Genomic DNA, 25474 nt, shown 5'->3' with positions numbered 1-25474 from the left:
GTAAATTTCCACACGCACGGTTGGCTTTCCTGCCATAGGGTTTAAGATCGGCTCTTCCCGGCTCGTCTCCTTATGGGGCGATGCTTTGCTCGACGCTTTCCTTCACGCTCACCTGCCTGAACGGGTTCCAACGGTCTGATAGCTCAACCGTGTACGTGCTGCCGCAAGCGCTGACGATCGACGGATTCGCCGGCGCGCCTACGATGGAGACGTCCGTACAGCCGGCGAATTGGGCGTCGATGGCCTTCTTCGTCTGGTTCGTCTTCGACTGCAGGAAGAACGTGCCGCCAACCAAGACGACCAAGATCGGGATCGCGAAATATTTAAAATAGCGGAAGATATTAATTCGGTTCAGGTTCTCCATCGGTTGCCCCTTCGTTCGTCGTTGTGATCGCCTTGCTCGGGTCGTAATCCGCGAGATCGATCTCCGTCTCATGCCCGAGCGCGAGCTTCGCCAGCTGGCTGCCGATATAAGGGCCCATCGTCAAGCCGGACGCGCCCAGCCCATTGACGACCAGAAGTCCCTCCCAGCCCGGAACGCTGCCAATGACCGGCAGGAAATCCGCGGCGAACGGCCGGAAGCCCACTCGAATCTCTTGGAGGGTGCTCTGCGATAGCGCTGGCGCAAGGGGCAATCCTTTGCTCAAAATCTCGTGCATGCCGCCAGGCGTGATGCGCGTATCATAGCCCGCCGCGTCATTCTCGTGCGTGGCTCCGATGACGATCCGCCCCTGGTCAAAGGCGAGCATGTATTGATCGGTTGGCGGCATGACGACCGGCCAACTGCCCGTCTTGCGCTCGTCGTCCGCAACCTGCAGGTGCATGATTTGCGCTTTCTGGTGCCTGACTTGAAAATCCAAGCCTAACGGCCGCATCAGCTCGCCTGCCCATGCGCCCGCGCACACGATGACCTTATCTGCCGTATGTACAGTCGTTCCCACCGTAACGCCGGTTATGCGGCCCGCTTGATGTTCCAGCTTCGCGTCGCCATAGATGAACTTCGCCCCGTTCCTTTGCGCGGAGCGCAGCAGCGCATCGCGCAGCTCGCGTCCGTCCACGCGGGCAGCTCCGCTAATATGAACGGAAGCATACGTTTCCGCGAGCAGCGGGAAGCGTTCGCGGGTCTGAAGCTCGTCCAGTCGGGTTATCGTGCCGATCTCCGGCGCGTCTGCCTTGCGCGAAGCGGCACGTTCTTCCATTTGGCCGAGCTTGTCCGAATCGGCATGTATGCTGAGCGCCCCGACCTGCGCATAGCCGGTTGCGGTTTCGCCCTCGCGTTCCAACTCCCCGATTAAGACGGGGTAATACCGCGCGCCGGCTTTCGCCAGCCGGTACCACGCTTGATTGCGCCTCTGGGATAACCAGGGACATATAATGCCGGCCGCCGCGTCCGTCGCCTGTCCGACATCCCGCCGATCGATGACGAGAACCTCTGCGCCCAGCTTCGCTAACCGGTAGGCGGTCGATGCGCCGGCGATTCCCGCTCCGACGACAATAACGTTCATGATGCTGTCAGTCCTTTCTCTTGCGCGTTCCTTCCATTATAGCGAGAATGCGCGCAAATAGAAAAAGGCGAATGGAACGGCCGGATCTTCGAGGCGCATGCGGGCAGCTCCTCTGCGAACAAAGGAGCTTTCCCATTATAGCTTCTTGGAGGTATATGCCCGTTCGTACTTGCGAATCTTGCGAAACACCTTCGGATTGGGATGCTTCCTGAAAATATACGGATCCGGCCTTGTGTTCACTTCCAGGATCCAGGGCTTTAAATTCGACTCCATCGCGATATCCAACCCGATTTTGTACACATCCGGGAACCTGCGCTGTAGGGTTTGCCCGGTAATCACGCCTAATTCCGCCAGCTGCGCCAACTTCTCGCGGACCTGATCCGTGTATGGCTCCAGCAGCCGTTCGGCGGGGACGAGCTCGCCGCCGCTATGGTAATTCGTCACGATTTTCCCTTCCGCTGCCACCCTTCCGATTACGCCCGTCGTCTCCCATTGTCCTTGCGGCGATAATTGGGCCATGACCCGAAGATCGAACTTCCGTCCTTTATGAAGGAGCAGATGAATGCCGCGTTGGACCAAATATTTCTTCCCGCCGGTATCCTTTAGAATGGACGCGTACAAGGACTTTAAGGAATCGTGCTCGCTCATTTTCTCGCCTAACTGATACGCGTACCCATACCGTCTTCTCTCCGCGCGCATCACGCCGTTGCCATATGTCCCGTGCACCGGCTTGACGTACACCATCCCATATTGATCCAGCATGGAACGCAAGCTGAGCTCGTTCATTCTGACGGTGTCCGGGATAAAAGGCGCCAGCCGCGGTTCCTTCTCAATGACCACTGTCTTTTTCCATTTGCTGCCGATATAACTGCTGTCTTTCAAAGCATCATCCCTCCTTCTTATGTCGCATTCTATGCGAGGGAATCGTTGCTGTTACTAGACTAATAGGTAAAGAAACCGTGAATATATGCCAATCCAGGTCGCCATGAGAGCCTGGCTTCTATTAAGGGCTCTATCAACGCTTCTCTCTGTCTTCATGTACGATAGGCGCGGGGGCTTCTCGCCGAAAATACAAGAAGGGGCTCCCTTTTCGTCATGCAAGATGACCAAAAGGGAAACCCCCTTGCGTTTGTTGGCTGGTTATTTGCCGAGCGTCACGTTGTACAGCTGATCGATGGATACGATCTGCTCTTCCGTATCCGTATACGTCAAGCGTACCGTGTCGCCTTCCTTCAGGAAAGGCGCATAGATGATCGCCTGCGGGTTGGCCATGTATACCTTGTCGCTGCCTTCGAGCAAAATTTGGATCAGCGTGATATTCTCGACGGTCATCTCGCCCAGACGAAGCACTTTGCCGGTAATCTCCTTCTTGTTCGCGGCATCGGTCGGCGCCACGTTCGAGCTGTTCTTGCTTGCGGCCATGCGCACCTTGTAGCTGTTGAAGGCATTCTGCTTGGAATCGCCGTAGGCCACGATCTGCGTATTGCGCGCGTTCACGATCGCGATTTTGCGAAGGACGCCCTTCGTATCGATGACCGGGATGTACCAGGCTTCCTCGCCGTAGATGTTGTACAGAATCGAGTTTGTGCCCGTCCACGCATCCTTCAAAAACGTGTTGTTCACCGCTTCGATCGCGGCCTTGCCGTCCGACATTCCCTTCGTGCCGGTGTAATACGTGTATTCGCCCGTGCGGCCGTTCATCAGCGTATAGCCGACCATGGAGTTCGTGCCGCGCGTCGTATGATCGGTGAACCAGTACATCTGGTTATCCGGGCCGAACAGGCCGATCACTTCTTCGCCCGTATCCCACTCGGTCACCTCATAGATGTCCTTCTTGCCGAACAGCGTATTCCACCAGCCGTGCTTATATTTCGCGTGCCACTGGTTGTAGTCGAACGCTACGCTAGCCGGGACCGCGAAATCCACGAAATCCGGCAGCTCGCTTAGGCCGTACTTGGTCATCGCGCCCGTCTTGGCATCCACGATAATCGCGCCGTCGAGCTCGAAGCCGCTGCGGAAATTGTTGTAATGGCCGTAGGATACGATCCAGTACGGCTTCTCGTTCTCATCCGGCTCGAAACCGGCGAAGCGCAGGATATCTCTCGGATATTGGCTGCGCACCTTCCGCATCAGATCATCGCCGAAGAATGCCGATGGCGAATACGTGAAGCTGTCCCGGTCGACGAACACCGCCGGCCGGTCTTTGTCCTCCGCGCTTACTTTAATGAAGCCCGGCAGCGATTTGGCATTCCACGACTCGAACAGGCCTTTGTATTCGATCGGAGCGAGCCAGAACTCTTCGTCGCCGATCTTCTGCCGGGTCAGCTCGCCGAGCTGATAGTACGATGCTTTGGGAATGCCGCCGATAAGCTTATCCGCCACGTAGCCCGCCGTTTCCTTCGGCACGGTCGGAATATGCTGTATGTCGGTGGCCGCGATTTTGTCCGCGGTTTCCTTCGCCTGCACGATCTTGTACAGGTCGTCCTTCACGAACAACGGATAGATCAGGGCGAGGACGATCCAGCCGGCGAACAGAATACCCGCGACGCTATACCCGATCAATGCCCACTGACCGACGCCGTTGCCTGCTTCTTTCACGCCTTTCTTGCCAGCACGCGCCTGGCCGCCCGCCATCAACATCAGCAGATCGATCGTCAAGATGATCGGATAGACGAACGTCAGCTGCATGACGACCGCGCTCACCGTTTGATCCATGAGCCATAAATACCCGACGATGATGCCGCCGTACACGAAGGCCAGCACCAGCTTGACGGCCTGCCAGCCATAGAGGCGCCTCATCCATAAGGTCGGCGTCAGCAGCAGTGAGGCGATCGTGAACACAATAAACCAGAAAAACATACCATCTCTCCCCTAGCGATTAATGTGCGCTAATTAGGAGTATAACGCAGCCTGTATGAAAAAGTTCCATCCGGCTTATTGAATTTCCGGTTAACAAGATAAGCCGCGTGCCAGGCTTCACGCCAACACGATGCCTAATAAACTGTTGTCTTCGGCGAAATTCCAATCCACGAACAATTCCGCGACGCTCTGACGGAAGATTTCCTCGAACCGCCCTTCCCGCCGAAAATAAGAAATCTCCAGTTCGTCTTTCGTCACGAGCAGCGCTTGCTGATAGCCTTTGGCGATCAACGCCTTTTCAATGGGCACGAGAATGCCGGTTCGTTTGACCAAATATAACTTCGGCGTGATCCGGTACGCTTCCGTTCGTTCGGGCGTTTTCTCTACCAACAGGCTGATTCGGGCCGCTTCCGCGGTCAATGCTTCGCGTTCCGGGAAGGGGTCTGCCGCATTGTCGTCCTCCGCCGCACTACCCTCGAATACCGCGATGATCATGCCGGTATTGCGCTCGAAATTCCAATCATGATAAAAGTGCAGGACATCTTGGTCAAATTCAACCTCGAGCACGCCTTTCAGCTGATTCAGCACGCTGTTCATGACGATGCGGCGCGAAGATTCAATGCTGTCGAGGTGACCGTTTTCCAGTAAAATCACTTCCATGGGCGACAAGAAGCCGCGTATCGTTACCGTTAAATAAGGGTGGCGGAGGAAGGCTTGACAAGTTTCCGGTCCACGGCCGAAATTTTTCCTCAGCATCTTGCTAACCCATGTACTGATTTCCATTAAGCGCAGCTGTGCGTCTTTCTCCTGCATCAAGCTTGCTCGACCTCCTTCTTGCGTCCGCCGATTAACGTCGACTCAACCTGTGTTAATCATATCCATTCGCATGGTTGAATAACCAGAGCTTCAATTATCCAAAGGTCTTGAATTTGTTCGGATTGTCGAGTACGATGAGGAAGGATTATTGGATGGAAGCCAATATCTACAATGCACGTCTATTCACAATTATTGGAACACAAAATTCTCCATATCGCCATTTGGAAGATGCTTCAGACAATCGATCCAAGATTGCGCTGCTACATAAGCCAAAGTAGAAGCTTTCAGCTTCTATTTTGGCTTTTTATTTTTTAGGAAAGGCAAGTGACGATGAACGATATCTCTTCCAAACCAATCATCCTGCACGAACAATCTCTGGCGTCTTTCATGTCCGAGCTGTTCGCGCTGCCCAGCGGCGTGTCGGTCGCCGTCGACTCCAGCTGCAAAACCATTTTGCACAATCACGCCGCGTCGGCGTTCCTCCGCGTGGACGAAGGCGCTAATTTCTCGATGACGGCCGATGCGCCGCCTCCGGTCAGGACATACGACTTGCACGGAAAGGAAATTCCACCGGAGGAGCTCTCCTTGCAAAAGGCGATTGCCGAGCGGAAAGCAAATAAACAAATCGTCGAGCTGGAATGGCCGGACGGCACGCGAAAAATCGCGGTGTGGAACAGCAAACCGATCCTCGATCCCGCGGGGGCGGTGATCGGTGCCGTCTCGATATCCGAGGAGATTACCGAGCTGATCATGGAGGAACGCCGCAGCCGCATCGAACAAAACCTGCTTCGGGTCGAGCTTGAGCGGTTGGACCGGCTGGAACACGTGTCCCAATTGGCCGCCGGCATAAGCCATGAAGTGCGCAACCCCTTGACGACCGTCAAAGGCTTCCTGCAATTAATGCGGCTGAAAAAAGGCTATCACCAAGACCGCGAACTATTCGGCATGCTGCTGGACGAGCTCGAACGGGCGAACGAGATCATATCCGACTATCTGTCCCTGACGAGATTTCACGCGCGTAAACTGGAAGACGGCAATCTCGCGAAGGTAATCGCTCAGCTTTCGCCTCTGTTAGATAACGATGCCTTTCTCACACGGAAACATTTATCGCTTAGACTCGTGAACATACCCGATATCCAGATGGATGAGAAGGAAATCAAGCAATTGCTCCTGAATCTAGTCCGCAACGCGATTGAAGCGACGCCCGTCGGCGGCACGGTCGCCGTCGAGACCTTCATGACACCGGCTGCTGTCGGCTTTCGGGTGACCGACGAAGGATCGGGCATTCCGGAAGAAATCACTTCGCGGCTCGGGACGCCGTTCGTGACCACAAAGCCCAACGGGACCGGCATAGGACTAGCCATTTGTTACGATATTGCCAAACGACATCATGCCGCTATAACCGTGCAGACCAGCGCGGATGGCACGGTGTTCAGCGTAGAATTCCCTACGGTAACAGACCGGAACGCTGCGGATGACCGGACAAGCTCATGACCCGGAAATAGCAAAGGGATGTCCTTGTAGCCATCGAAGATGACGGGACATCCCTTTGCTGTTGCTTCGTCCAAACCAAACCCGAAATCGGACCGCGGCCAATTCGCTGTTACGACATCCGAAGGGTCGCTGCAATCGCCGCTCTCCAGCCCCCGAACGACGTGATATCCTCCGCTTCTTGCCCGGCGTAGCCTTCGCAAATAAAACCGGGCACCTCGGTGCCGTCCTCGAGTTCTACCTTGCCGATGCCGAGCGGTGCCGGAATAGCGGCCGCGAAGGCGCCGAATCGGGACAGCGGCATCTCCCATACCTCGAGCGTGATGGCCGCGCCGCCGAAGCCTTGCTTGATTAAGCCCGGTTTGGCCGGCTGTGTCGGCAGCTTCGCCAGGCAATATGTCGGCGCGGTCAGCGCTTCGCGGACGAAACGTGCGCCATGCGCCAGCATCTGCGGCTCGAGCGGAAGCCCTCTCATGTGCAAGCCGCATACGGCGACGAGCGTCATCGGCTCGGCTTCCCGCCGTTCGTGCCGCTCCGCCAGCGCGACGAGCACTTCTTCTTGACCGCTCAACGCGAACAACGTGATCCCGAAAGGCACATCGGCGGCCGCTTCTCCGGCCGGAACGGCGACCGCGCACAGGTCGAGCAAATTGCAATGGTTCGTGTATAAGCCCATGGCGCGATTGGCTGCGACTGGTTCCTCGCGGACCTGCTCGCGCGTCCACGTGCCCCCGGCCGTCGGCATGACGAGCACGCCGTCTTCCAGCAGCTGGCGCGCCCTTCTCTTATAGTCCTGCAGCCGATGCTGCGCCTGGAACAAGGATGATGCATGATGGATCGGATTTTCGCCCGAGCGAAGGATCTGCTCCGTCACCGGGAAGGTGCTTCCCGGATGCGATTCGACGAACGCCCCGAGCGCCGCCCACCGTTCGGCGACCCAAGGCCCTTCATATAATAGCGCGGCCGCTTCGGCGAATAGATCCGTATCGATATAGGCGACGGGGATATCCAGCTGCTGCAGCCGCTGCCGCGTCCGATCCCATTGCGCCCGGTATTCATCGGCGTACGGACCGAAAAATTCAAGCGGCCCCTTCGGCAAATAGATCGTCGAAGGGAGTCTGCGGCTGCCGCTCGTCTTGAAAGGAACTTCCCTCGACCACGGATCGTCGCGATCTAGGCCGCGAACGACCTGATCGACCTGCAGCACGTCGTCCAGCCCATGGGCGAAGACGGTGATGCAGTCCAAGCTTTCGCACGCGGGCACGAGTCCGCTGACCGGCCATGCCCCGAGGCTCGGCTTCCAACCGACAAGCCCGTGCAGCGCGGCAGGCACTCTGCCCGAGCCGGCCGTGTCGGTGCCGAGCGCGAAGACCGCTTGCCCGCGGGCGACGGCGACGGCGGAGCCCGAGCTGGAGCCGCCGCTGATCAGCTCCGGACGCAGTGCGTTATGGGTCTCGCCGTAGGGGCTGCGCGTCCCGACGAGTCCGGTGGCGAACTGATCGAGATTCGTCTTGCCCACCGGAATCGCGCCAGCTTCGATCAGCCGCGTCACGACGGCGGCGTGCGCTGCCGGAACATAGGCGAAGTCCGGACAGCCCGAGGTGGTCGGCACCCCCGCAAGATCGATATTATCCTTCACCGCGAACGGAATGCCCCACAGCGGCGCTTGCTCGCGGTCCATGCCTTCCAGGCGGTCCAGGTAAGGTTGAATCCAGGCGAGATCCGGCGGCGTGATCCAGATGTTCATCTCCGCGTCGGACTGCGAGCGGCGGATGATCTCGGCCACGACATCGGCTGGCGTGAGCGCGCCGGTCGCATAGCGTTCTTTCAGCGAGGCGATCGTTAGCTCCATAGGCAGGGTTAACATACTCATACGGTTGCCAGCTCCTTCTCCGCGGATTTCGCGATGCCGACGATCAACTGACCGGCATGCACCGAATCGCCGGGCTTCACGTGTACGGAATGAATGATGCCGTCGAACGGCGCGTTCTGCGAGAATTCCATCTTCATCGATTCCACGATGACGAGCGTGTCGCCCTTCTTCACGCGATCGCCTGGCGCGACGAGCACCTTCCACATGCTGCCCGGCATCGAGCAGTTGATGGCGTCGACGTCTTCCGGCAGCTCCTCGACGCTCTCGGATTTGCCCGCTTCTTGCTCCGATACGTATTCCGCGAGCCCCATTGCCTTCCAATTATCCCGCTCCTCGCGGAACGCTTGCTGCTGCTTCGCACGGAACGCATCCGCGCTGTCCTCGATCGAGGAGAGGAATTGCAAGTATTCGCCCAAATCGAACGTCGTCTCCGTAATGTCGGCCTCGTAGCGTCCGCGCAGGAAATCCTCGCGGAGGACGAGCAGCTCCTCGGCGCTCACCGGATAGAACTGAATCTGGTCGAAGAAGCGGAGCAGCCAAGGCTTGCCGGACGCGAAGCTATTCGTTGTCCGCAGCTTGTTCCACATCTGGATGGTGCGCCCGACGAATTGATAGCCGCCCGGCCCTTCCATGCCGTAGACGCACATGTAGGCGCCGCCGATGCCGACCGCGTTCTCCGGCGTCCACGTCCGCGCCGGATTGTATTTGGTCGTCACCAAGCGATGGCGAGGATCGATCGGCGTCGCCAGCGGCGCGCCCAGATAGACGTCGCCGAGACCGAGCACGAGGTAGCTCGCGTCGAACACGATCCGCTGCACGTCGTCGATGCTGTCGAGCCCGTTCACGCGGCGGATAAACTCCAAGTTGCTCGGGCACCACGGCGCGTCGGGACGGACGTTCTGCTGGTAACGGTCGATCGCCAGCTGCGTCGCCGGGTCATCCCACGACAGCGGCAGCCGGACGATGCGCGACGGCACCCGGATCGAGGTCAGCGGCGGCAGGCTGGCGTCCAGCTCGAGCAGCAGCTTGGCGGCTTGCTTCACCGTGATCCGTGTCGGGTCGAGGTGCACCTGCACGGAACGCACGCCCGGCGTCAAATCCTGAACGGGAATCGTCCCCTGCTCCCGGATAGCTTCAATTAAAGCATGCACTTGGAATCGGAGAAGCAGATCGAGCTCGAGCGAGCCGTACTCGACGAGCAAATTCTCGTCCCCGCTGCATCGGATCGTGATCGGGAAGTTGCGACCGTCTGATTCGCGGTGCAGTACCGGATAATCCGGGGTGATCCCGGCCGCCTGTTCCGGCAGCCCCGCGACTGCTTGTTCCTCGACGCCGGCTTGCCCGATCGACGCAAGGTAATTCTCCTGCTCGCTTCTCAGCGCTTCCGCTTGCTCCAGCGTCAGGAGCCGGAAGCGGACCGCATCGCCCGGATGCAGCTGGCCGAGCTTCCAGAATTCCGCCGAAGCCGTCGTCACCGGACAGACGAAGCCGCCGAGACTTGGTCCGTCCGGACCGAGCAGGATCGGCATGTCGCCGGTCAAATCAAGCGTGCCGACCGCATACGCGTTGTCGTGGATATTGGACGGATGCAAGCCGGCTTCGCCGCCATCCTCCCGCGCCCACAGCGGCGCCGGGCCCATCAGCCTCACGCCGGTCCGCGAGCTGTTGAAGTGTACCTCGAAGCTGGTGGCGGCCAGCTGTTCCAAGTATTCCGGCTTCAGAAATTCGCCCGTGCAATGCGGACCCGGGATGACGCCGATCGTCCATTCTTTCGCAATGGCCGGCCGGCTCGCCACGGCAAGACCGGACGCAGCGGCCGGCTCCCCCGCCGCTCCCGCGCGGACGCCGAGCACATCCCCGGGACGCAGCGCGCGTCCGCCGTGACCGCCGAAGCCGCCGAGCGTGAACGTCGACGCGCTGCCGAGCGTATGCGGCATGTCGAACCCGCCGGAGACGAGCAGATACGCGCGCAAGCCTTCCTTCGCTTCGCCGAAGGCGAGCACCTGTCCTTGTTCGGCCAGCACCGGTTCGTACATCGCGACCGGCTCCTCGTCCAGCGTCGGCTTCATGTCCGCGCCAGTGACGCAGAACCACATCCGGTCGCGGAATTTGTAGGATCCGCCGCGCAGCGTCAGCTCGAGTCCGCTTGCCTCCGACGGGTTGCCGAGCAGCCGATTGCCGGTTCGGAACGCGAGCGGATCCATCGGACCGCATGGCGGAACGCCGACATCCCAATATCCGACGCGGCCGGGCCAGTCTTGTACGGTCGTCTGCACACCGCCGTCTAATACCTCGATCGCATGCTCGGCCGGCGCGAAATCGTTCAGCAGCTGCGTGAACACGTCCCCGTTCCGGAAGCCCGGTTCGGAGAGCAGCGCCTGCACGTATTGCAGGTTTGTCGTCACCCCGTAGAACCGCGTCTCCGCAAGCGCCTGCTTCAATTTCTCGATCGCGTCCAACCGGTCTTGCCCATGGACAATGATCTTGGCGAGCATCGGATCATACAGCGTTGTCACCTGGATGCCGTCCCGCACCCACGTCTCGTTCCGCGACAAGCCGGACAGCTGCACGCGATCGAGCTGGCCCGCGCTCGGGCGGAACTGCTGCAGGCAATCCTCGGCGTAGACGCGCGCTTGAATGCTGTGTCCGCTTGCGGCTGGAACCAGCGACTCCAGATCCCGCAGCTCATCCGCCGCTTCGCGCACCATCCATTCGACCAGATCGATGCCGAGCACCTCTTCGGTCACGCCATGCTCGACTTGAAGGCGCGTGTTCACTTCGAGGAAATAAAACTCGCGGCTGGCCGGATCGTAGAGGTATTCGACCGTGCCCGCGCTCCGGTAGCCCGCTTCGGCGGCAAGCCGTCTCGCGCTCGCCAGCATCCGCTCCCGCACCTCCTGCGGGAAATCCGGCGCCGGGCTTTCCTCGACGACCTTCTGATTGCGGCGCTGCACGGAACAGTCGCGCTCGCCGAGCGCAACGACCTCGCCGAAGCGGTTGCCGAAAATTTGCACTTCGACGTGCCGCGCCTTGCCGATGTATTTCTCCAGGAATAAGCCGCCGTTCTTGAAGTTCGTCTCCGCCAAATGACGCACGTTGTCGAAAGCGGCGCGCAGCGCGGCTTCGTCCGCGCACACCCGCATGCCGATGCCCCCGCCGCCCGCCGTGCTCTTCAGGATGACCGGATAACCGATGGCGGCCGCTTCCGAGATCGCGTCTTCCAGCTCCGTAATGAGCGGCGTCCCCGGCAGCAGCGGCACCTGCGCTCGCATGGCCAGCTCCCGGGCCGAATGCTTCAAGCCGAACGCCTCCATCTGCTCGGGGGAAGGGCCGATGAACGCGATCCCGCTGTCCCGGCACGCCCGGGCGAACTCCGCGTTCTCGCTCAGGAAGCCGTAGCCGGGATGAATCGCCTGCGCGCCGCGCTCTTTCGCGATTTGAAGAATAAGCTCCGCGTTCAAGTAGCTTTCTTTGGCCGGTCCGTCGCCGAGGAGGACCGCTTCGTCGGCTAAATCCACGTGAAGGCTATCTTGGTCGGCTTTCGTATAGACGGCAACGGACGAGATTCCGAGCTTGCGCAGCGTTCGTTCGATGCGGACGGCGATCGCGCCCCGGTTGGCAATCAGTACTTTTGTAAACATGGCATTCCTCTCCTCTTCCCCTGCGGTGATGGTTAACGTTCCCAGATGAGCACTTGAATCGGCGTCGGATTATACGCGTTGCAAGGATTGTTGAGCTGCGGGCAGTTGCTGATCAACACCGTCGTCCTGCAGCGGGCTTGCAGCTCCACGTAAGCGCCCGGCGACGATACGCCGTCGTCGAACTTCAGTCCGCCCTGCGGCGTCACCGGCACGTTCATGAAGAAATTAACGTTCGGCGACAAGTCCCGCTTCCCGTATTCGCCGCCCCGCTTCGCCAGCTGAAGCATGAAGGTATCCCGGCAGTTGTGCATATGCAGCTTCTCGTGCGCGTACCGGACGGTGTTGCTTTGCGCCGAGCATGAACCGCCCAGCGTATCGTGCCGCCCGCACGTATCGGCGACGATCTCCACCAGCTCCTTGCCCGATTCCGCGATCAGCACCGAGCCGGCCGTCAAATAAATATTGCCTTGGCGCGCGATCGTCGCGGCCGCCGCGTAATGGTCTTCCGGATGATCCGCGTCGTAGAACAGCGTATCCGCGGCTTGGTTGCCTTCTACATCCACGATCCGCAGCACCTGACCCGGCTCCAGATCGCGCATCCATCCGTCTCCGGCCAATACCGTCTCTTCGTAAATGGCTTGCTCCGGCTTGCGATGGCTTTCAACTCGGTTGAACGCTCCCATTGTCGTCCCCTCCTGATCGGTCTATTTGATCAACGCGTAATAGCTCCATGTATTCTCGTAAGCGCGGCGGTTCTCGTCCCGATGATTCAGGCAAATATCGTCATCCCGCATCGGTTCGGCTTCCAGCACTTCTATCTTCACCGGCACCGATGGATATCGCGTCCGCGCATCGAGCGGGTTCGGCGTGTTGGACAGCACCGCCAGTACGTCCATGTCGGCGCGCAGCGTGACGGAAGCGCCGGCCGGACAATGATCCGGGACATGCCGCATCGCGCCATCGTCGTCGCAGTACACCTTCGAGAACAAGTTCACGACCGGCATCATATCCCGCAGTCCCAGACCGCTGCGCGTCAGCTCGACCGCGAAGTTCTCCTGCCCGCTGCGCAGCCACTCGTTGCGAAGCTGCTGGTACGTCGTCTTACCGTATTTCGCGTCGGTCTGCGCTCTCGTCGTATAGCCGCTGATCGTATCGTGCCAGCCCAGATCGTCCTGGACGATGCCAGCCAGCACGCGCCCGTTGTCGCTCATCAGCGTATGCCCCGCCGTCAAATGCGCCGTATATTGCGCCTTCAGCGTGTCCGGCATGTTGTAGCGCTCCGTCAGATCGTCCGCATTGTAGAGCATCAGCGCCAGATTGGCGCCGGCCTCCGTCGCCGTGAAGCGAATCAGCTTCCCGCGGCTGATCCGTCCCGACCATTTGCCCCCTGCCTCGATAACCGTGCTCCAGATCATGTTCATCCTCTACCCCTTTCGGATTCGTCCAATGAATGCGAAAAAGCCCGGGAGAATGATCTCCCAGGCTTTTGTCCTTCCGTGTCATATGGTCTCGCGTCCGCCGCAATGCCAGCGCGCTTCCCATACGCCGTCTCTCGGACCAGGCTTGACGCGCCGCGTCAACGGAACCCTAGACAGCTTTGGCGTTCTTGACCGATGGTGCCGGCAAGAACCTTGATTTAGTTGTCATATTTTCTAACATGCGTTTAGTATAGGGGCGGCTTACGTTCGTGTCAATATACTTTACACAGATTTTCTTTGTTCGTGATTGGAGATTGACGCGGTTCCATCGAACAGCTGCGATCCCGTGCGGAATGCCCCGGAAAGCTTGGTGCGGTACAGGAAATACGCCAATCCCGCGACCAGCCAGATACAACCGAGCATCAAGGCGTTCGCGTCGAGCAGCGTAATGAGCCAGATGATGAACGAGGCGCCCGCAAGCGGGAAAATCAAGTATTGAATCGTCTGCTTGGGCGAACGAAGCTTACGTTTGATGTAACATTCTGCGACGACGGAGATATTGACAAACGCGAACGACGTGAGCGCGCCGAAGCTGACGAATTTGACCGCCATGTCCAAGCTGATGACCAGCGCCAGCAGCGACACGATCGCGACGAGCACAATGTTGTTGACCGGCGTCCGGTATTTCGGATGGAGCGCGCCGAAGAACCGTTTCGGCAGGATGGAGTCGCGGCCGAGGACGTACAACAGTCGGGATACGCTTGTCACCGACGTGAGCCCTTGGGTGAAAATCGCGAAGATGAGCACCGTCGTGAAGATCGCGCCGAGCGTCGCGCCACCCGCCATTTTCATCAGCTCGAAGCCCGCGGAATCCAGATTAACGAACGTCAAGCTTGGATACGTGATTTGGATGAGATACGAGGTCGCCACGTACAAAATGCTGGCGATGAGGATGATGAGCATGATCGCGCGCGGTATGGTTTTCTTGGCGTTGATCGTCTCCTCCGCTAGCGTCGATACCGTATCGAACCCAAGGAACGAGAAGCAAATGATCGAGGCGCCCGCCAGAATCGTCGGCAGCCCGACGTCCAGATTCGAGAATGGCTGGACGACGCCGGCGAAGCCGTCGAAGCCGCGGATGAGGTACGTACAGAAGAATGCGATGAACAGAATTTGAAACAGCACGAACAGCTTGCTGAGGCTGGCGGAAAATTTAATGCCGGCGATGTTGACGACCGCGAGCACGATGTTCAGCAGCACGATCCACACGTAGGCCGGTACAGCCGGGAACTGCGCGTTCAGATAGATGCCGAACGTCAAGCACGCAATAATCGGCGAGAACAGATAGTCGAGCAGGATCGCCCATCCGACCGTGAAGCCAGGAATCGGATGCAGCGACTGCTTCACGTACGTATACGAGGAGCCCGATCCCGGGAAGATTCTCGCCATGATGCTGTAGCTGTAGGCCGTGAAGAAGATCGCCACGACCGATAGCAAATATGCTTCGGTAATCATGCCTTGCGATGCGTCATACGCGATGCCGAATACCGAGAAGTAAATCATCGGCGTCATCCAGGCCAATCCCAAGGCCACGACCTGAACGAGCGTAAGCGACTGACGAAGCGTAACCTCTTGTTTCATCCCCAATTTCCCCTTCCGATCTATTGCTTCTCTAACAGAGTGGCACAATACCGTGTCCTGCGCCCGCGTATTCACCACTCTTGAAAAAAGAAAAAAGCCGCGGGAAGATATGTAACATATCCTCCCGGGCTTTTATCCCTCCGTGGACACAGCCGCGAAGCCGTGCGTCTTCTCTCGGACCTGACCGGCCAAATAATGACCGCGGAACCCTAGAAAACAATGATTATGCAGTTGGCCGAATGAGGAAAGCTTACAAGCATTCGGGCTGGTTAAATATTCATGTTAGTTAATATAACATACTTTTTTCGGAATTCAAGCGTTAATTTTTCGTTTCGTGCGCATTAATGTAGTTATAGCTGACATGAGGGGCCGGTCGATACAACTCCTTGCGGGAGTCAAACGCAAATAAACCCTCGAATTATCGAGGGTTCGTTAAAAAGGTATTGGTTAGGCAGCGGTTGTGGATCTGTGTGAATCAAGGTTCAAATGCCGTAGAATGAAAGCAGCTCAACGGGAATCGATGCGTTTTGATCGGTCTGGATGCGTTCAACGCATCCAACAGGGTTCAACGCGCTTCGAGCGCCCGGATCGCCGTTTCAAGCTCTACGTCCCGCCCTTGCACGTAGCTTTCTGCGAAGGTGTCCGCGTCCAGCGGAATTCGAATATCCGGCGCAACGCCTCCGCTGCCGTCTCCGTTGCTCTCCAGCTGAATCGTCCCCCGCTCGTCAAGCGATCTGCCGTCAGGGAATACCAGCTCGTACCCGCCGGGCATGACGATCCGGATCGGTCTCGACAGGACGCCGAAGGACCCCGAGGTGGCCGTATAACCGACAATGACGACGTTCGACCGCCCTTTCAGTGCCATCGGCACCCCCTCGGCGGAGCTTGCCGTCCTGCTATTAATCAGGATCCCGAGTTTGCCGTCATAGGAATCGTCCGCCGGTTCGATACGGATCGACTCCATGCGGTTCACAGCGAACGAGCCTGTGTGGCGATTGTAATAACTCACGGTCTCGTAATGATCGGGTACATCCGCAAAATAGCCGGCCACTCTCGCCGCAAGTTCGTCATCTCCGCCTGGATTGTTCCGCAGATCGAGTATGACGCCCCTCGCCTCCCCTTCACGAAAATCCTGAAGCGCTTGCTCCAGCAGCTTCCATGGCTTCGGATAGCGGTCCGTAGCGAGAAAATATTTCACCCTCACGTAACCATATCCGTTATCCAGCATGCGCCATTCGATCGACGGCTTCGCGAGATCGTCCGGCGTCAGCTTCTTTCGCGTCTGCTTCAAGGTCTCATAGCCGTCATCGTATGCTGTAAGCGTGGCGATGCGCGGGGTTGAATCGCCTATATTGCGGTACTCGACTTCGACGGTCTGGCCGATTGCGGCCCGAGTCATGAATCGCCCTTGATTCTCCCGCAGCACGTCGGTCGTAGACGGCGGAATGTCGCTCCATGCCGCGCGCGCGTAGACGTCCTTGGCCGGTTCGCCGTTCCACTTGAGCAGCTCCGCGCCCAGCCGGATACCGGCGCGTTCGGCTTCGCTGCCTTTCAACAAAAGACGTACGCGCACGGAGCCGTCGTCCAACTGCAGCGCGCTAATGCCCAATCCGCCTCCCGCCTCTTCCCGAAAGAATTGGTTGTTCTTAAGCAGTTCGTCATTTTCGATTTCGATATGGCCGTCCCGATATTCGTGCAAATATTCGCGAAGCGCAAGATAATAACGTTTGGAATCCTTTAATCGCTCGGCTTCGGCAAAACGCGGCTCGTATTCGGCCTGCATCGCGTCCCAATCGATTCCCTTCCATTCCCCGAACGGATACTCCCGCTTTAATCGATCATGCAGCTGATCGAAAGCAACCGAATAGGTTAACCGGCTAAAGTCAGATTTCGCGTTGAAACGCATTTCCCCGGCTGCGGCAAGGACGAGGAGGAGGAGCAGAACGGCGCAAAGAGCGCCGATTAATCGCAGGAATGACCAAATACGACGTTTTTGCTTTTGCATAGCTGCCGCATCGTTGGCGTTGACGTAGGGGCGCTTCCACAACCGACGCATCGTGCACAGAAACAAAAGGATCGTCAACCCGTACAAAACCAGCGACGGCAGCGTGGCATCCCCGCTCGCATAGCTGAGCAGCGCCGCCAGTAATCCGGCAAGCGGTACGAAATCCAGTACCCGCCAGCGCGAACGATTCGAGAACGCGTTCGTGCCGAGCGTCAGTAGACAGATCAACATCATCGCGGCCTGGTAACCAGTCAGCCACTTCACGGAGTCGGCCAATCCCCAAATAGTCGTCACATCGGATCTCCTCTCGCCTTCGCGTAAATCCAATCTGTTCCTGATTATACGGATTACGGCGCTTTAATCATCGGTCTCCCGACTGACAATGGCAAGCGGAAACTCCATTACACGCGCAACTCGAATAATTAATACTGTTAAATACCGCTTCTTTCGCGTCATGAATGGCAGGTAATTAACGCCATTAATAACATCTGAGCATGAATCCTCTCTCTATCGTTTCATGTCATTAATTATCGTAGATGGACGACTTTTATCGAGATATCGCGGACCGTGGCACCCTAGCCTCTTTATCGATTCCCCCCCTTCATTCGCGTCCCAATTCACAACAAAACCAGCTTCAACGCGAACGTCGAAGCTGGTCTGTGCAGTTGGACAACATGCCTATTCCCCCCGGAAAACGGCACGTTTGTCGTCAGTCAATGGTGATCAGACGGGGTTCCAACTCGGTTAAGTCACGGCTCTATCGCGGCGACGCGATTAATAGAAGTCCCGTTCCGTAATATAAACATAGGCTTTGGATTCGCCGAGCGTCGCGCCTTCGGACGGCCCGGACAGGACGAGGAGGAAATTCTCCACGTATTCGATCAGCTTATCGTCTTTCAGCGTAATGGTGATGGTCTTCGCAGTCTCGCCCGGCGCAAAATGCAGCGTACCGGATGCGGCGACATAATCCAGACCGCCCTTCGCGATCAGGTTCTCCGTCCGGTAGTTGACGGCTGCCGCGGCAGCCGTGTTGCCCGTGCGGACGACGTTGATTTTCACCGTGCCGCTTTCTTCTTTCGCGTCGACGCCTGCTTTCTCGACTTGAATCAGACTAGGTACCGGCGCGTCGTTGTCGAGGATGGACACGAGAGCCGAAGCTTGCTGGCCAAGCGTTGCGCCACCGCTCGTATTCATGAGGTGCACGGCGAATACTTCGTCTCCTTCAGTCGCGGCATCGTTATGAATCGGGATCCGAATCGATTTGTAGCGAAGCTCGGGACCGAACACCAACGTGCCTCTCACCGTCTCGAAATCCTCCCCGCCGATCGCGCTGCCGTTCTCCACCTCGTAATCGACCGCGACTTCGCCGTCAATGCCGTTATCGCGCTGCACGGTGATGTCGATGAAGCCATCCCCCTCGCTCACGCTATACTCGGCTCCTTCGAATTGCAGCTCGCCCGGATGCTCCGGCTGCGGGTCATTGTCCTCGATCGTGCGAGTCACAGGTCCTCCCGCTTCGATCGTCGCGCCGCCCGTCGGGTTCGAGAGCGTGATCGTCAGCTTCTCGTCGCCTTCAAAACGCTGGTCGTCGTGAATCGGAATGTAGATGTTCTGCAACGTTTCGTCCTGCGGGAAAACAAGCGTCCCGCTCGTGCCCTCGTAGTCGGAGCCTTCGGTCGCCTGCCCAGCCGCTGTGCCGCCGGTGATCGTGTAGTTGACCGTCGCGTAGCTATCCGCGCCGCCGTTACGGAAGACGTTCACATACAGTTGCCCGCCATCTTCGCGGAACTTCGAGTCAATCTGACGCACTTCGAAGGACCCATATTTCGGCGTATACGGCTCGTCGTCCATAATGCGGATTTTCGTTGTCGCTTTCTCGCCGAGAGTCGCGTCGTTAGTCGGGTTGCTTAGCGTCGCGGTGAAATATTCGTTGCCCTCGGAATCCCAATCATCATAAATCGAAGCGGACACGGTTTTGGTCGTTTCGCCCGGCAGGAACACGACTGTCTCGTTGTACCCTTCAAAGTCCCAGCCGTTATTGGCCGTTCCGTTATTGTAGGTCACATCGAGCTCGACATAGCCGTCCGAGCCGTTCGTCCGCGTAATATCGAACCATACGCCGCCATCCGGCGTGTTCTCGTTTACTTGCGTCTCCGCTACGGCAAATTCGAACACGCCCGGATTATAAGGCACGTCCGGATCTTCGCTGTTGATCGTGACCGTCGTCGTGCCGCCTCCGATTCCGGCATCGCCGGTCGCGTCATACAATTCGATGGTGAACGTTTCCGGATTTTCGAAACGGATATCGTTATGGATCGGGATGTCAATATACGCATAGGCCTCTCCGGTCTGGAAGGTCAGCGTACCCATCGTCTCGGTGAAGTCTTGGTCCGTAACGGCCGTGCCGCCTCGGGTTGTATAGTTGACGGTGACATAACCGTTCGAACCCTCCGTGCGCACGACTTCGACTCTGACATTGCCGTCATTCTCGTTGACCGTATAGGCGCCGGATTGGAAAGAGAGCACGCCCGGTCCGTCAGGGAGCCAGTTGTCGTCATCCTGAATGCTGATATACGCGTACTCGTCCTCATTGGTCGTCGCGCCGCCGGTCGGATTGCCCAGATAGACGGAGAATCCTTCATAGTCCTCCGGCACGCCGTCATCGACAAGATCCACGTATACCGTCTTGCTTGTCTCGCCGTCCGCGAAGGTGATCGTCTGGGCAGCCGGGTAAAAATCATCATAAGCCGCAGCCGATCCGCTCTCCGCCCAGAAATCCACGGTCACTTCGCCCGAGGCACCGCCGGAGCGAGTAATCGTGACGGCCACGGAACCGTTATTTTCGAACGTCTCATAGTCGCCGTACGCGAACGAGATGTGACCGTTCGTCTCGTCTGCGTTCGCCGCCGAGGCGAATGCCGGCAGGACAAGCGATGCCGCCAGCATGGCGGTGCTGAGTTTGCGGATGAACCTTCCGCGAGGTTGAAGCAGGGGTAACCGATGCATGAGTCAAGCTCCTCCATTCATTTCGTTAAAAATAAACACAACGACAGCAGCGCGGAAATCGTAATAGGTGCTCGGAACAAATACCACCTCCTTTCATAGGGACGGCGCTGAACCATTGGGATGGATCGATCAGACTGATCGATGAAACATGTCGGGTATGCGAGTGTTTGGCACTTGCTAAGGACGTAGATATAGAAGGGATGGAGGAAGATTTAGGGCATAGTGCGGGTATTGATCAATCGAAGGTCACGCGAATCAAGAGGGATCATGCAGTCATGCGAGCACAAATCGAGGACCAAGCAAATGAAAAAAGCGTTGGGAATAGCTGTGATCTGCTAGATGGGCACGTAGCGGCGGGAGACAAGCGAGAACAATCATAAACCACGGGTAAATTGCGAGGTGAGCAAGAAAATGATACGTTTTGTATCTATTATGGCATACTTTTCGAAAAGCGCAACAGGTTTAACAAAAATTTACGCTGCACAAAAAATGACCTTACGGACGCTGCTCCTCCAGGTCATCCGAGTGGTCGATGCTCATTTGCAGCGACGTGCTATTTTACTATTATTTCCTTGATTATTATTTTAAAGTCTTCTTTTTTGACCGGTTTGTAATCTTTCAATTTCTCCTCCGATGGCGTCAGCTGAATGACCTTGTCATTCTCGACTTTGAACTTCCCTTGATAGGCGCCAATTGGAACGTAGGCATCTTGCGTAATGGGTCCTTGATAAGTTTCGAGGAATAGGAATAATTTCTCCTTTTTCTTGGCGACCGGAATCCCGTTGAATTTAAATTCTTGGCCGTTGGACATGACCCCGCCCGTTTCCAGCACGTTCATGATCGCCCCAGAAGCTAAGGGACCTTTTTGCGTTGAGATCACCTTCGCCGAGGAAACGGTGAATACAACGCCCCCGTATTCGATCGTCTCCTGTTGATCCAGTATTTCCACTTCGACGATATCGCTAGCTTTAGCTGTTAACTCTTCAAGTGAAGTAACATAGGTCTCCAGTTGGCTCGGCCCGCCTTCTTGAACCTTTTCTGAACAGGCAGCTACCGTCATAACCACAAGTCCTAACACCAAGAGGTAGATCGCTTTTCTCATTTCATTTGCCCCTTATTATAGCATTTGGCGGATGAATAAATAGCCCGTTACAGCGCTCACTTACACTTATAGCATGACTTCCTCTGTCTGAATAGGATTCGGCGTTGAGAATAGTAGAATTAAACCATGTCGCCTCAAGAAAAAAAGAGAGTGTCCCGGCGCCATCTTGCGATGACTTTCGAGACACCCTCTGAGCCGATCCTTGCCCCTAAACCCTCCCTACTTGTCGAACTCGATCCGCACCAGCTTCGCTTCCATCGCTTCCAGGGACAAGCGCAGCTCGTCTGCCGCGATCCATTCCTCGCCGGACCATAGCTCGCGAACCCGATAGTTCCCCGTCTTGTCCGTCAGCCCCAGCCGCTCGAACGACACCGTACTCTCCGCCATTGCATCCTGATCATAGTTGAACACGGCAACATACAAGACGCTGGAATCGCCTTCGGCGGTCCTGAGCGTGAACGCATCCGCCGCGCCTGCATTGGCACAGCCTTCCACCGGCGCAAACGTGCGGCCTAGACGAGCCAGTCGGAGTACGTCTTCATTCGCCAGCCAGGCTTCCGCCCGCTTCCGCGCTTCTTCGTTCCGGTAATCGTCGCCCAGCAGCATGACCGTGCCGGCGATGACGGAGGCCGTTAATCGGCTGCGCCCTTCGTGGTGCGCCGTCGCTTCTTGATTGAAGCTCTTGTACAGCACCGTATGATCCGGATCGTTGTACCGATACAGCGCATCGTTCATCCACCAGCCGTAGGTCAACGCGTTCAGCATATATTCGGTGTCGCCGATCAACCCGAACGCATCGCACGAAATGCGGCGGCTATGTCCATATTGATACGGGAACAGCGGCGCGATCGATAGATTGATGTGGAACGGACGTCCGATCCGCTCCGGCGCGAGCCTGTCGCGAATAGCCGCCATGCCGAAATGATAGGCTTGGATGCCGGTACGGATGGCTGGATCGTAATGGTTCCCTTCCACGGCGCCGTGTCCGAGGAAATCAAGCTTCACGTATTCGAAGCCCCAATCGACGAATCGGGCGAGGTGATATTCCGTTCGCAGCAGGTTGCCGGGATGCGTCGGATCGATGGACAGACCGCCGTCGAGGCTCGGCAGTACGCTGCCTTCTCGATCGCGCAGCAGTAGATCGTCATAGGAATAGGCGCCGTTCGTCCCTTCGACCGCCTGCGATGCGTCATGCCCCCAGAACGTGAACGGCGTCCAATAGATGCCCGCCTTCTGGCCGTTCGCCTGCACATGGGCGACCGCATCCTGAAGCTGATCCTCCGACAAGCTGGTCCAGAAGGAGTCGAAGTTGACGTAGACGACGCCGTCGTTATGGAAGCCCGTCGCATGGAGCGTCCGCAAAAAATCCGACGTCGATACATACAAGTCGTAATCCAGCTTATCCGCCGCCGCCGACCAGCTGTTCCAGCCGAACGGGACGCCGCCCGCCCAATCGAGCGCAGGTTCCAGCTTCGCGTTCGCCTGCGCGAACGCTTCCAGTCCGTCGCGATAATCCGCGTACGATCCGATGAAGAGAAGCGGCGAATTCACGCGATCACCCGCAACCTCTCCATGCGGGATGGAATCCCGCGTCAGCTCGCCCGACGCGCCGCCGAAAGCTTCGAGGGCGATCGCACCGCTCGAAGCGCCTTCCTCGGCCGCGATGCGGATGCCCGTCTTCCATGTGTCGTGCGTAAGCGAACCTACGACGAGCCCCTTCCGCGAAGCCGGTGCGTAGATTGCGGTTGCTTCATAACTCTCGATCGCTACGCCAGACAGCAGCGGCGTCGACTCGTACCGCACCCACTTGTCGTTATCGAACGGAACGCGAAGCGCTCGCAGCTCTTCTACCCCGCCGGCTGCGCGCACCTCGGCGCCATTGCTGCCCTGAACGGCGAGCGGAGCCATGTAATTCGTACGCGCTTCGGCACCGCTGCCGATCGCGGCGATCCGAACCGAGACATACGGCTCTCCTTCATATACCGTAAACTGCTGTTCCAGCGACGGAAAGCCCGTCTCTTCATGCAGCACCGTTACCGTTATCCCCCGCCCAAGCGCGTCCTCGCTTTCCGATATACGCGCTTCATGCCGCACATAGTCCGTCGTGCCACGCAGCGCCTCTTTCAGCTTCACCTTCCCTTCGGCTCCCTTAATCCGGTCTCCGTTACGCCAGCTTATCTCGTACGTCCCCTCGGTCAGACGGACCGTGACGCTCACGATGCCATTGTTCACCGTGACCGAGTTCTCGTCCGTCACCGTGCCCACACCCGCGTTTTGCCCGTTCTTGCTCATACGCTTCTCCTCCTCTGCGGCTTATCGGAATAAAAAAGGGGCCAAGCCGAAATCCTTGTGCCCCCGATTCGTTTATTTCCACAGCTCCAAGCGCTTGTTGTAATTGTCGTTAATGACCGCTTCCACCTTCTCGTCGCCCGCCGCCTTCATCGCGGCCAGCATCGCGTCGAATCCGGCATTGGCATCGGCCTCGCTGCCCGCGATGATGATTTTCGTCAGCGACTGCTTCATGATGTCTTGAATCTTCTGATAGTTCAGCGATTCCGGCGTGCCGCCCTCCGGTCCGAGGTTGTCGAACGGCGACGTATCCCAGACGGAGTCGAGCAGGTTCTTGATCGCCATCTGATCGACTTCGCCGCGGTTGTAGCGGCCGATGTCGTACGGCGTGCCGTCCGAACCGGCGCCGTTCTTCACGAACCAAGTCCAGTAGCGGACGCCGGTCGATTTGGTCGTGGCCGCCCAGTCTTCCTTGAGACCGTTCAGCAGCTCCTCGCGAGGCACGTGCTTGCCGTCCTTCATGTCCCAATTCGTGCCTTCGAGTCCCCACATGAGCAGGTATTGGCCTTCTTCGCTCGCGAGGTAGTTGATGAACTTCATCGTTTCTTCCGGATGCTTGTTGTTCTTCGTGATCGCGATCGCGTCCCAGCCGAGCGGACTCCGCGGACCGAAGGTCGTCTTCGCCGGATCGACGCCCGGGGCGACCACTTTGTACGCGAACAGCTGGCTGTCCGCGCCGCCCGCTTTCTTGAGCGCGCCGTTGGCGTTGCCCAGATCCCAGTAGGCGGCCGGCGTGGAGAAGACGATGCCATTGGCAATCTTCTGCTCCCACGTCTGCGTCTTGCTGACGGCCCATTCTTTGTCGATCAAGCCATCGCGGTAGAGCTTATTCATGTACAGGATCATCTCGCGATATTTCGGGTCCTTCACGTCGAACTTCAGCGTGCCGTTATCCTCGAAATACGTCTTCATCCCCCACATACCCTTGAACGTGCCGAGCACCGCGCCCATATTCTCGCCGTTCAGCGTAAGTGGAATGGACGATTTGCCGTCCACCGTCGGATATTTCTCCTTGTAGCTCCGCAGCAGCGCTTCGAATTCGTCGGTCGTGAAAGGCTGGCCGCCATCGGCCTTATCCGGCGCGAGCGCCTTCAAGATGTCCTTGCGCATCTGCACCCCGAACACCGGATCGTTATCGAGGCCGTACCAGTTGGAGAGGTAGTAGTTTTTGCCGTCCGTGTGCCGCGTTTGCTTCAAAATATCGCCGTATTGGCTTTTCACGTCCGGCCCGTATTTATCGAGCAGCTCGTTCAGCGGTATGATGGCGCCTGCCGCGATGTACTTGTTGACGAGATCGCCGCCGCGGCTCATCAGAATGATGTCCGGCAGGTCGCCGCTGGCCAGCATCAGGTTCAGCTTTTCCGCCGGATTGCCCGTCGGCTGCTGAATCTCGACCTTCACGCCCGTCCGTTTCATAATTTCTTGGGCGACCGGATTGGTGAACGCTTCGCCCGTATTCTGATCGAAGAACGTGAGCGTGATCGGCTCGGACGGCTTCGTTGTCTCGTTTGCCCCGCCATTAGCCGCCCCGTTGTTGGCCGTCCCCGCGTTCCCGCCGCTGTTTCCCGCGTTATTGCCGTTTTTGCCTGCGTTGTTGCCGCATGCGGCCAGCATCGAGCCAACCAGCGCAACCGAGAGCACGGCAGATAGTACCCGTAATTTCGTCATGTGCTTTCATCCCCCTGTTCATATCGTGCTGAGCCTCCGCGAGGCGTGTCCAAGCCAAGCTTTGGCGTCTGACCCCGTGTCCATTCATGTTCCACTATGC

The 25474-nt window shown here is 57.8% G+C and carries 16 protein-coding genes and 2 riboswitches; of the genes, 1 reads left to right on the top strand and 15 read right to left on the bottom strand.

Annotation, left to right across the window (positions count from 1 at the left end):
- Positions 1-70: 70 nt before the first annotated feature.
- From ACFSKT_RS02035 to ACFSKT_RS02015, 5 genes are all read right to left on the bottom strand, one after another.
- A complete protein-coding gene (locus tag ACFSKT_RS02035) occupies positions 71-364 on the bottom strand; it encodes a hypothetical protein (protein ID WP_377720137.1) in 294 nt (97 codons plus the stop codon).
- Complete coding sequence (locus ACFSKT_RS02030; RefSeq protein WP_377720628.1) at positions 342-1508, bottom strand: NAD(P)/FAD-dependent oxidoreductase; 1167 nt, start codon at positions 1506-1508, stop codon at positions 342-344. The genes ACFSKT_RS02035 and ACFSKT_RS02030 overlap by 23 nt, the downstream gene beginning before the upstream one ends.
- Before the next feature lie 132 nt (positions 1509-1640).
- A complete protein-coding gene (locus ACFSKT_RS02025; RefSeq protein WP_377720136.1) occupies positions 1641-2387 on the bottom strand; it encodes a YheC/YheD family protein in 747 nt (248 codons plus the stop codon).
- 258 nt (positions 2388-2645) lie between these two features.
- Positions 2646-4364, bottom strand: a complete 1719-nt coding sequence (locus tag ACFSKT_RS02020; protein WP_377720135.1) for a hypothetical protein — start codon at positions 4362-4364, stop codon at positions 2646-2648.
- Between the two features lie 117 nt (positions 4365-4481).
- Positions 4482-5177, bottom strand: a complete 696-nt coding sequence (locus ACFSKT_RS02015; protein WP_377720627.1) for a Na-translocating system protein MpsC family protein — start codon at positions 5175-5177, stop codon at positions 4482-4484.
- Positions 5178-5510: 333 nt separating this feature from the next.
- On the opposite strand from ACFSKT_RS02015, the gene ACFSKT_RS02010 reads away from it, so the two are divergent.
- On the top strand, positions 5511-6674 hold the full coding sequence (locus ACFSKT_RS02010; RefSeq protein WP_377720134.1) for an ATP-binding protein: 1164 nt from the start codon (positions 5511-5513) through the stop codon (positions 6672-6674).
- Between the two features lie 109 nt (positions 6675-6783).
- On the opposite strand, the gene atzF is transcribed toward ACFSKT_RS02010, so the two are convergent.
- The 10 genes from atzF to ACFSKT_RS01960 all read right to left on the bottom strand — a co-directional run bounded on the left by atzF (position 6784) and on the right by ACFSKT_RS01960 (position 25374).
- Positions 6784-8544 (bottom strand): allophanate hydrolase, encoded by a 1761-nt coding sequence (gene atzF, locus ACFSKT_RS02005; RefSeq protein ID WP_377720133.1) that lies wholly within the window; start codon positions 8542-8544, stop codon positions 6784-6786.
- Positions 8541-12185, bottom strand: a complete 3645-nt coding sequence (uca, locus tag ACFSKT_RS02000; RefSeq protein WP_377720132.1) for an urea carboxylase — start codon at positions 12183-12185, stop codon at positions 8541-8543. The genes atzF and uca overlap by 4 nt, the downstream gene beginning before the upstream one ends.
- A 32-nt stretch (positions 12186-12217) precedes the next feature.
- A complete protein-coding gene (locus ACFSKT_RS01995; protein ID WP_377720131.1) occupies positions 12218-12868 on the bottom strand; it encodes an urea amidolyase associated protein UAAP2 in 651 nt (216 codons plus the stop codon).
- A gap of 21 nt (positions 12869-12889) precedes the next feature.
- Positions 12890-13606 (bottom strand): urea amidolyase associated protein UAAP1, encoded by a 717-nt coding sequence (locus ACFSKT_RS01990; protein ID WP_377720130.1) that lies wholly within the window; start codon positions 13604-13606, stop codon positions 12890-12892.
- A 52-nt stretch (positions 13607-13658) separates the two neighbouring features.
- A riboswitch (guanidine-I (ykkC/yxkD leader) is annotated at positions 13659-13787 on the bottom strand.
- Positions 13788-13885: 98 nt separating this feature from the next.
- Entirely contained in the window at positions 13886-15244 is a 1359-nt protein-coding gene (locus ACFSKT_RS01985) for an APC family permease (protein WP_377720129.1), read from the bottom strand.
- 119 nt (positions 15245-15363) lie between these two features.
- Positions 15364-15468: riboswitch (guanidine-I (ykkC/yxkD leader) on the bottom strand.
- Positions 15469-15809: 341 nt separating this feature from the next.
- Positions 15810-17543: a S41 family peptidase gene (locus ACFSKT_RS01980; RefSeq protein WP_377720128.1), complete on the bottom strand. Its 1734-nt coding sequence runs from the start codon at positions 17541-17543 to the stop codon at positions 15810-15812.
- A 480-nt stretch (positions 17544-18023) separates the two neighbouring features.
- A complete protein-coding gene (locus ACFSKT_RS01975) occupies positions 18024-20255 on the bottom strand; it encodes a Calx-beta domain-containing protein (protein ID WP_377720127.1) in 2232 nt (743 codons plus the stop codon).
- Positions 20256-20808: 553 nt separating this feature from the next.
- Positions 20809-21357 carry a hypothetical protein gene (locus ACFSKT_RS01970; protein WP_377720126.1) on the bottom strand — a complete coding sequence of 183 codons (549 nt, stop codon included), beginning with the start codon at positions 21355-21357 and terminating at the stop codon, positions 20809-20811.
- Positions 21358-21576: 219 nt separating this feature from the next.
- A complete protein-coding gene (locus ACFSKT_RS01965; protein WP_377720125.1) occupies positions 21577-23649 on the bottom strand; it encodes an alpha-galactosidase in 2073 nt (690 codons plus the stop codon).
- A gap of 72 nt (positions 23650-23721) precedes the next feature.
- Entirely contained in the window at positions 23722-25374 is a 1653-nt protein-coding gene (locus tag ACFSKT_RS01960; RefSeq protein WP_377720124.1) for an extracellular solute-binding protein, read from the bottom strand.
- Positions 25375-25474 lie beyond the last annotated feature (100 nt).

Origin of the sequence: Paenibacillus xanthanilyticus (assembly GCF_042682185.1) — a bacterium.
GTDB classification, from domain to species: domain Bacteria; phylum Bacillota; class Bacilli; order Paenibacillales; family Paenibacillaceae; genus Paenibacillus_Z; species Paenibacillus_Z xanthanilyticus.
This window is presented reverse-complemented; position numbering and strand designations above follow the sequence as displayed.

What these genes read in the sequence shown, in the direction of transcription:
- ACFSKT_RS02035 (WP_377720137.1), bottom strand. Translation starts at nt 364, where the DNA reads ATGGAGAACCTGAACCGAATTAATATCTTCCGCTATTTTAAATATTTC.
- ACFSKT_RS02020 (WP_377720135.1), bottom strand. Translation starts at nt 4,364, where the DNA reads ATGTTTTTCTGGTTTATTGTGTTCACGATCGCCTCACTGCTGCTGACG.
- ACFSKT_RS02015 (WP_377720627.1), bottom strand. Translation starts at nt 5,177, where the DNA reads ATGCAGGAGAAAGACGCACAGCTGCGCTTAATGGAAATCAGTACATGG.
- ACFSKT_RS02010 (WP_377720134.1), top strand. Translation starts at nt 5,511, where the DNA reads ATGAACGATATCTCTTCCAAACCAATCATCCTGCACGAACAATCTCTG.
- atzF (WP_377720133.1), bottom strand. Translation starts at nt 8,544, where the DNA reads ATGAGTATGTTAACCCTGCCTATGGAGCTAACGATCGCCTCGCTGAAA.
- uca (WP_377720132.1), bottom strand. Translation starts at nt 12,185, where the DNA reads ATGTTTACAAAAGTACTGATTGCCAACCGGGGCGCGATCGCCGTCCGC.
- ACFSKT_RS01995 (WP_377720131.1), bottom strand. Translation starts at nt 12,868, where the DNA reads ATGGGAGCGTTCAACCGAGTTGAAAGCCATCGCAAGCCGGAGCAAGCC.
- ACFSKT_RS01990 (WP_377720130.1), bottom strand. Translation starts at nt 13,606, where the DNA reads ATGAACATGATCTGGAGCACGGTTATCGAGGCAGGGGGCAAATGGTCG.
- ACFSKT_RS01985 (WP_377720129.1), bottom strand. Translation starts at nt 15,244, where the DNA reads ATGAAACAAGAGGTTACGCTTCGTCAGTCGCTTACGCTCGTTCAGGTC.
- ACFSKT_RS01975 (WP_377720127.1), bottom strand. Translation starts at nt 20,255, where the DNA reads ATGCATCGGTTACCCCTGCTTCAACCTCGCGGAAGGTTCATCCGCAAA.
- ACFSKT_RS01970 (WP_377720126.1), bottom strand. Translation starts at nt 21,357, where the DNA reads ATGAGAAAAGCGATCTACCTCTTGGTGTTAGGACTTGTGGTTATGACG.
- ACFSKT_RS01965 (WP_377720125.1), bottom strand. Translation starts at nt 23,649, where the DNA reads ATGAGCAAGAACGGGCAAAACGCGGGTGTGGGCACGGTGACGGACGAG.
- ACFSKT_RS01960 (WP_377720124.1), bottom strand. Translation starts at nt 25,374, where the DNA reads ATGACGAAATTACGGGTACTATCTGCCGTGCTCTCGGTTGCGCTGGTT.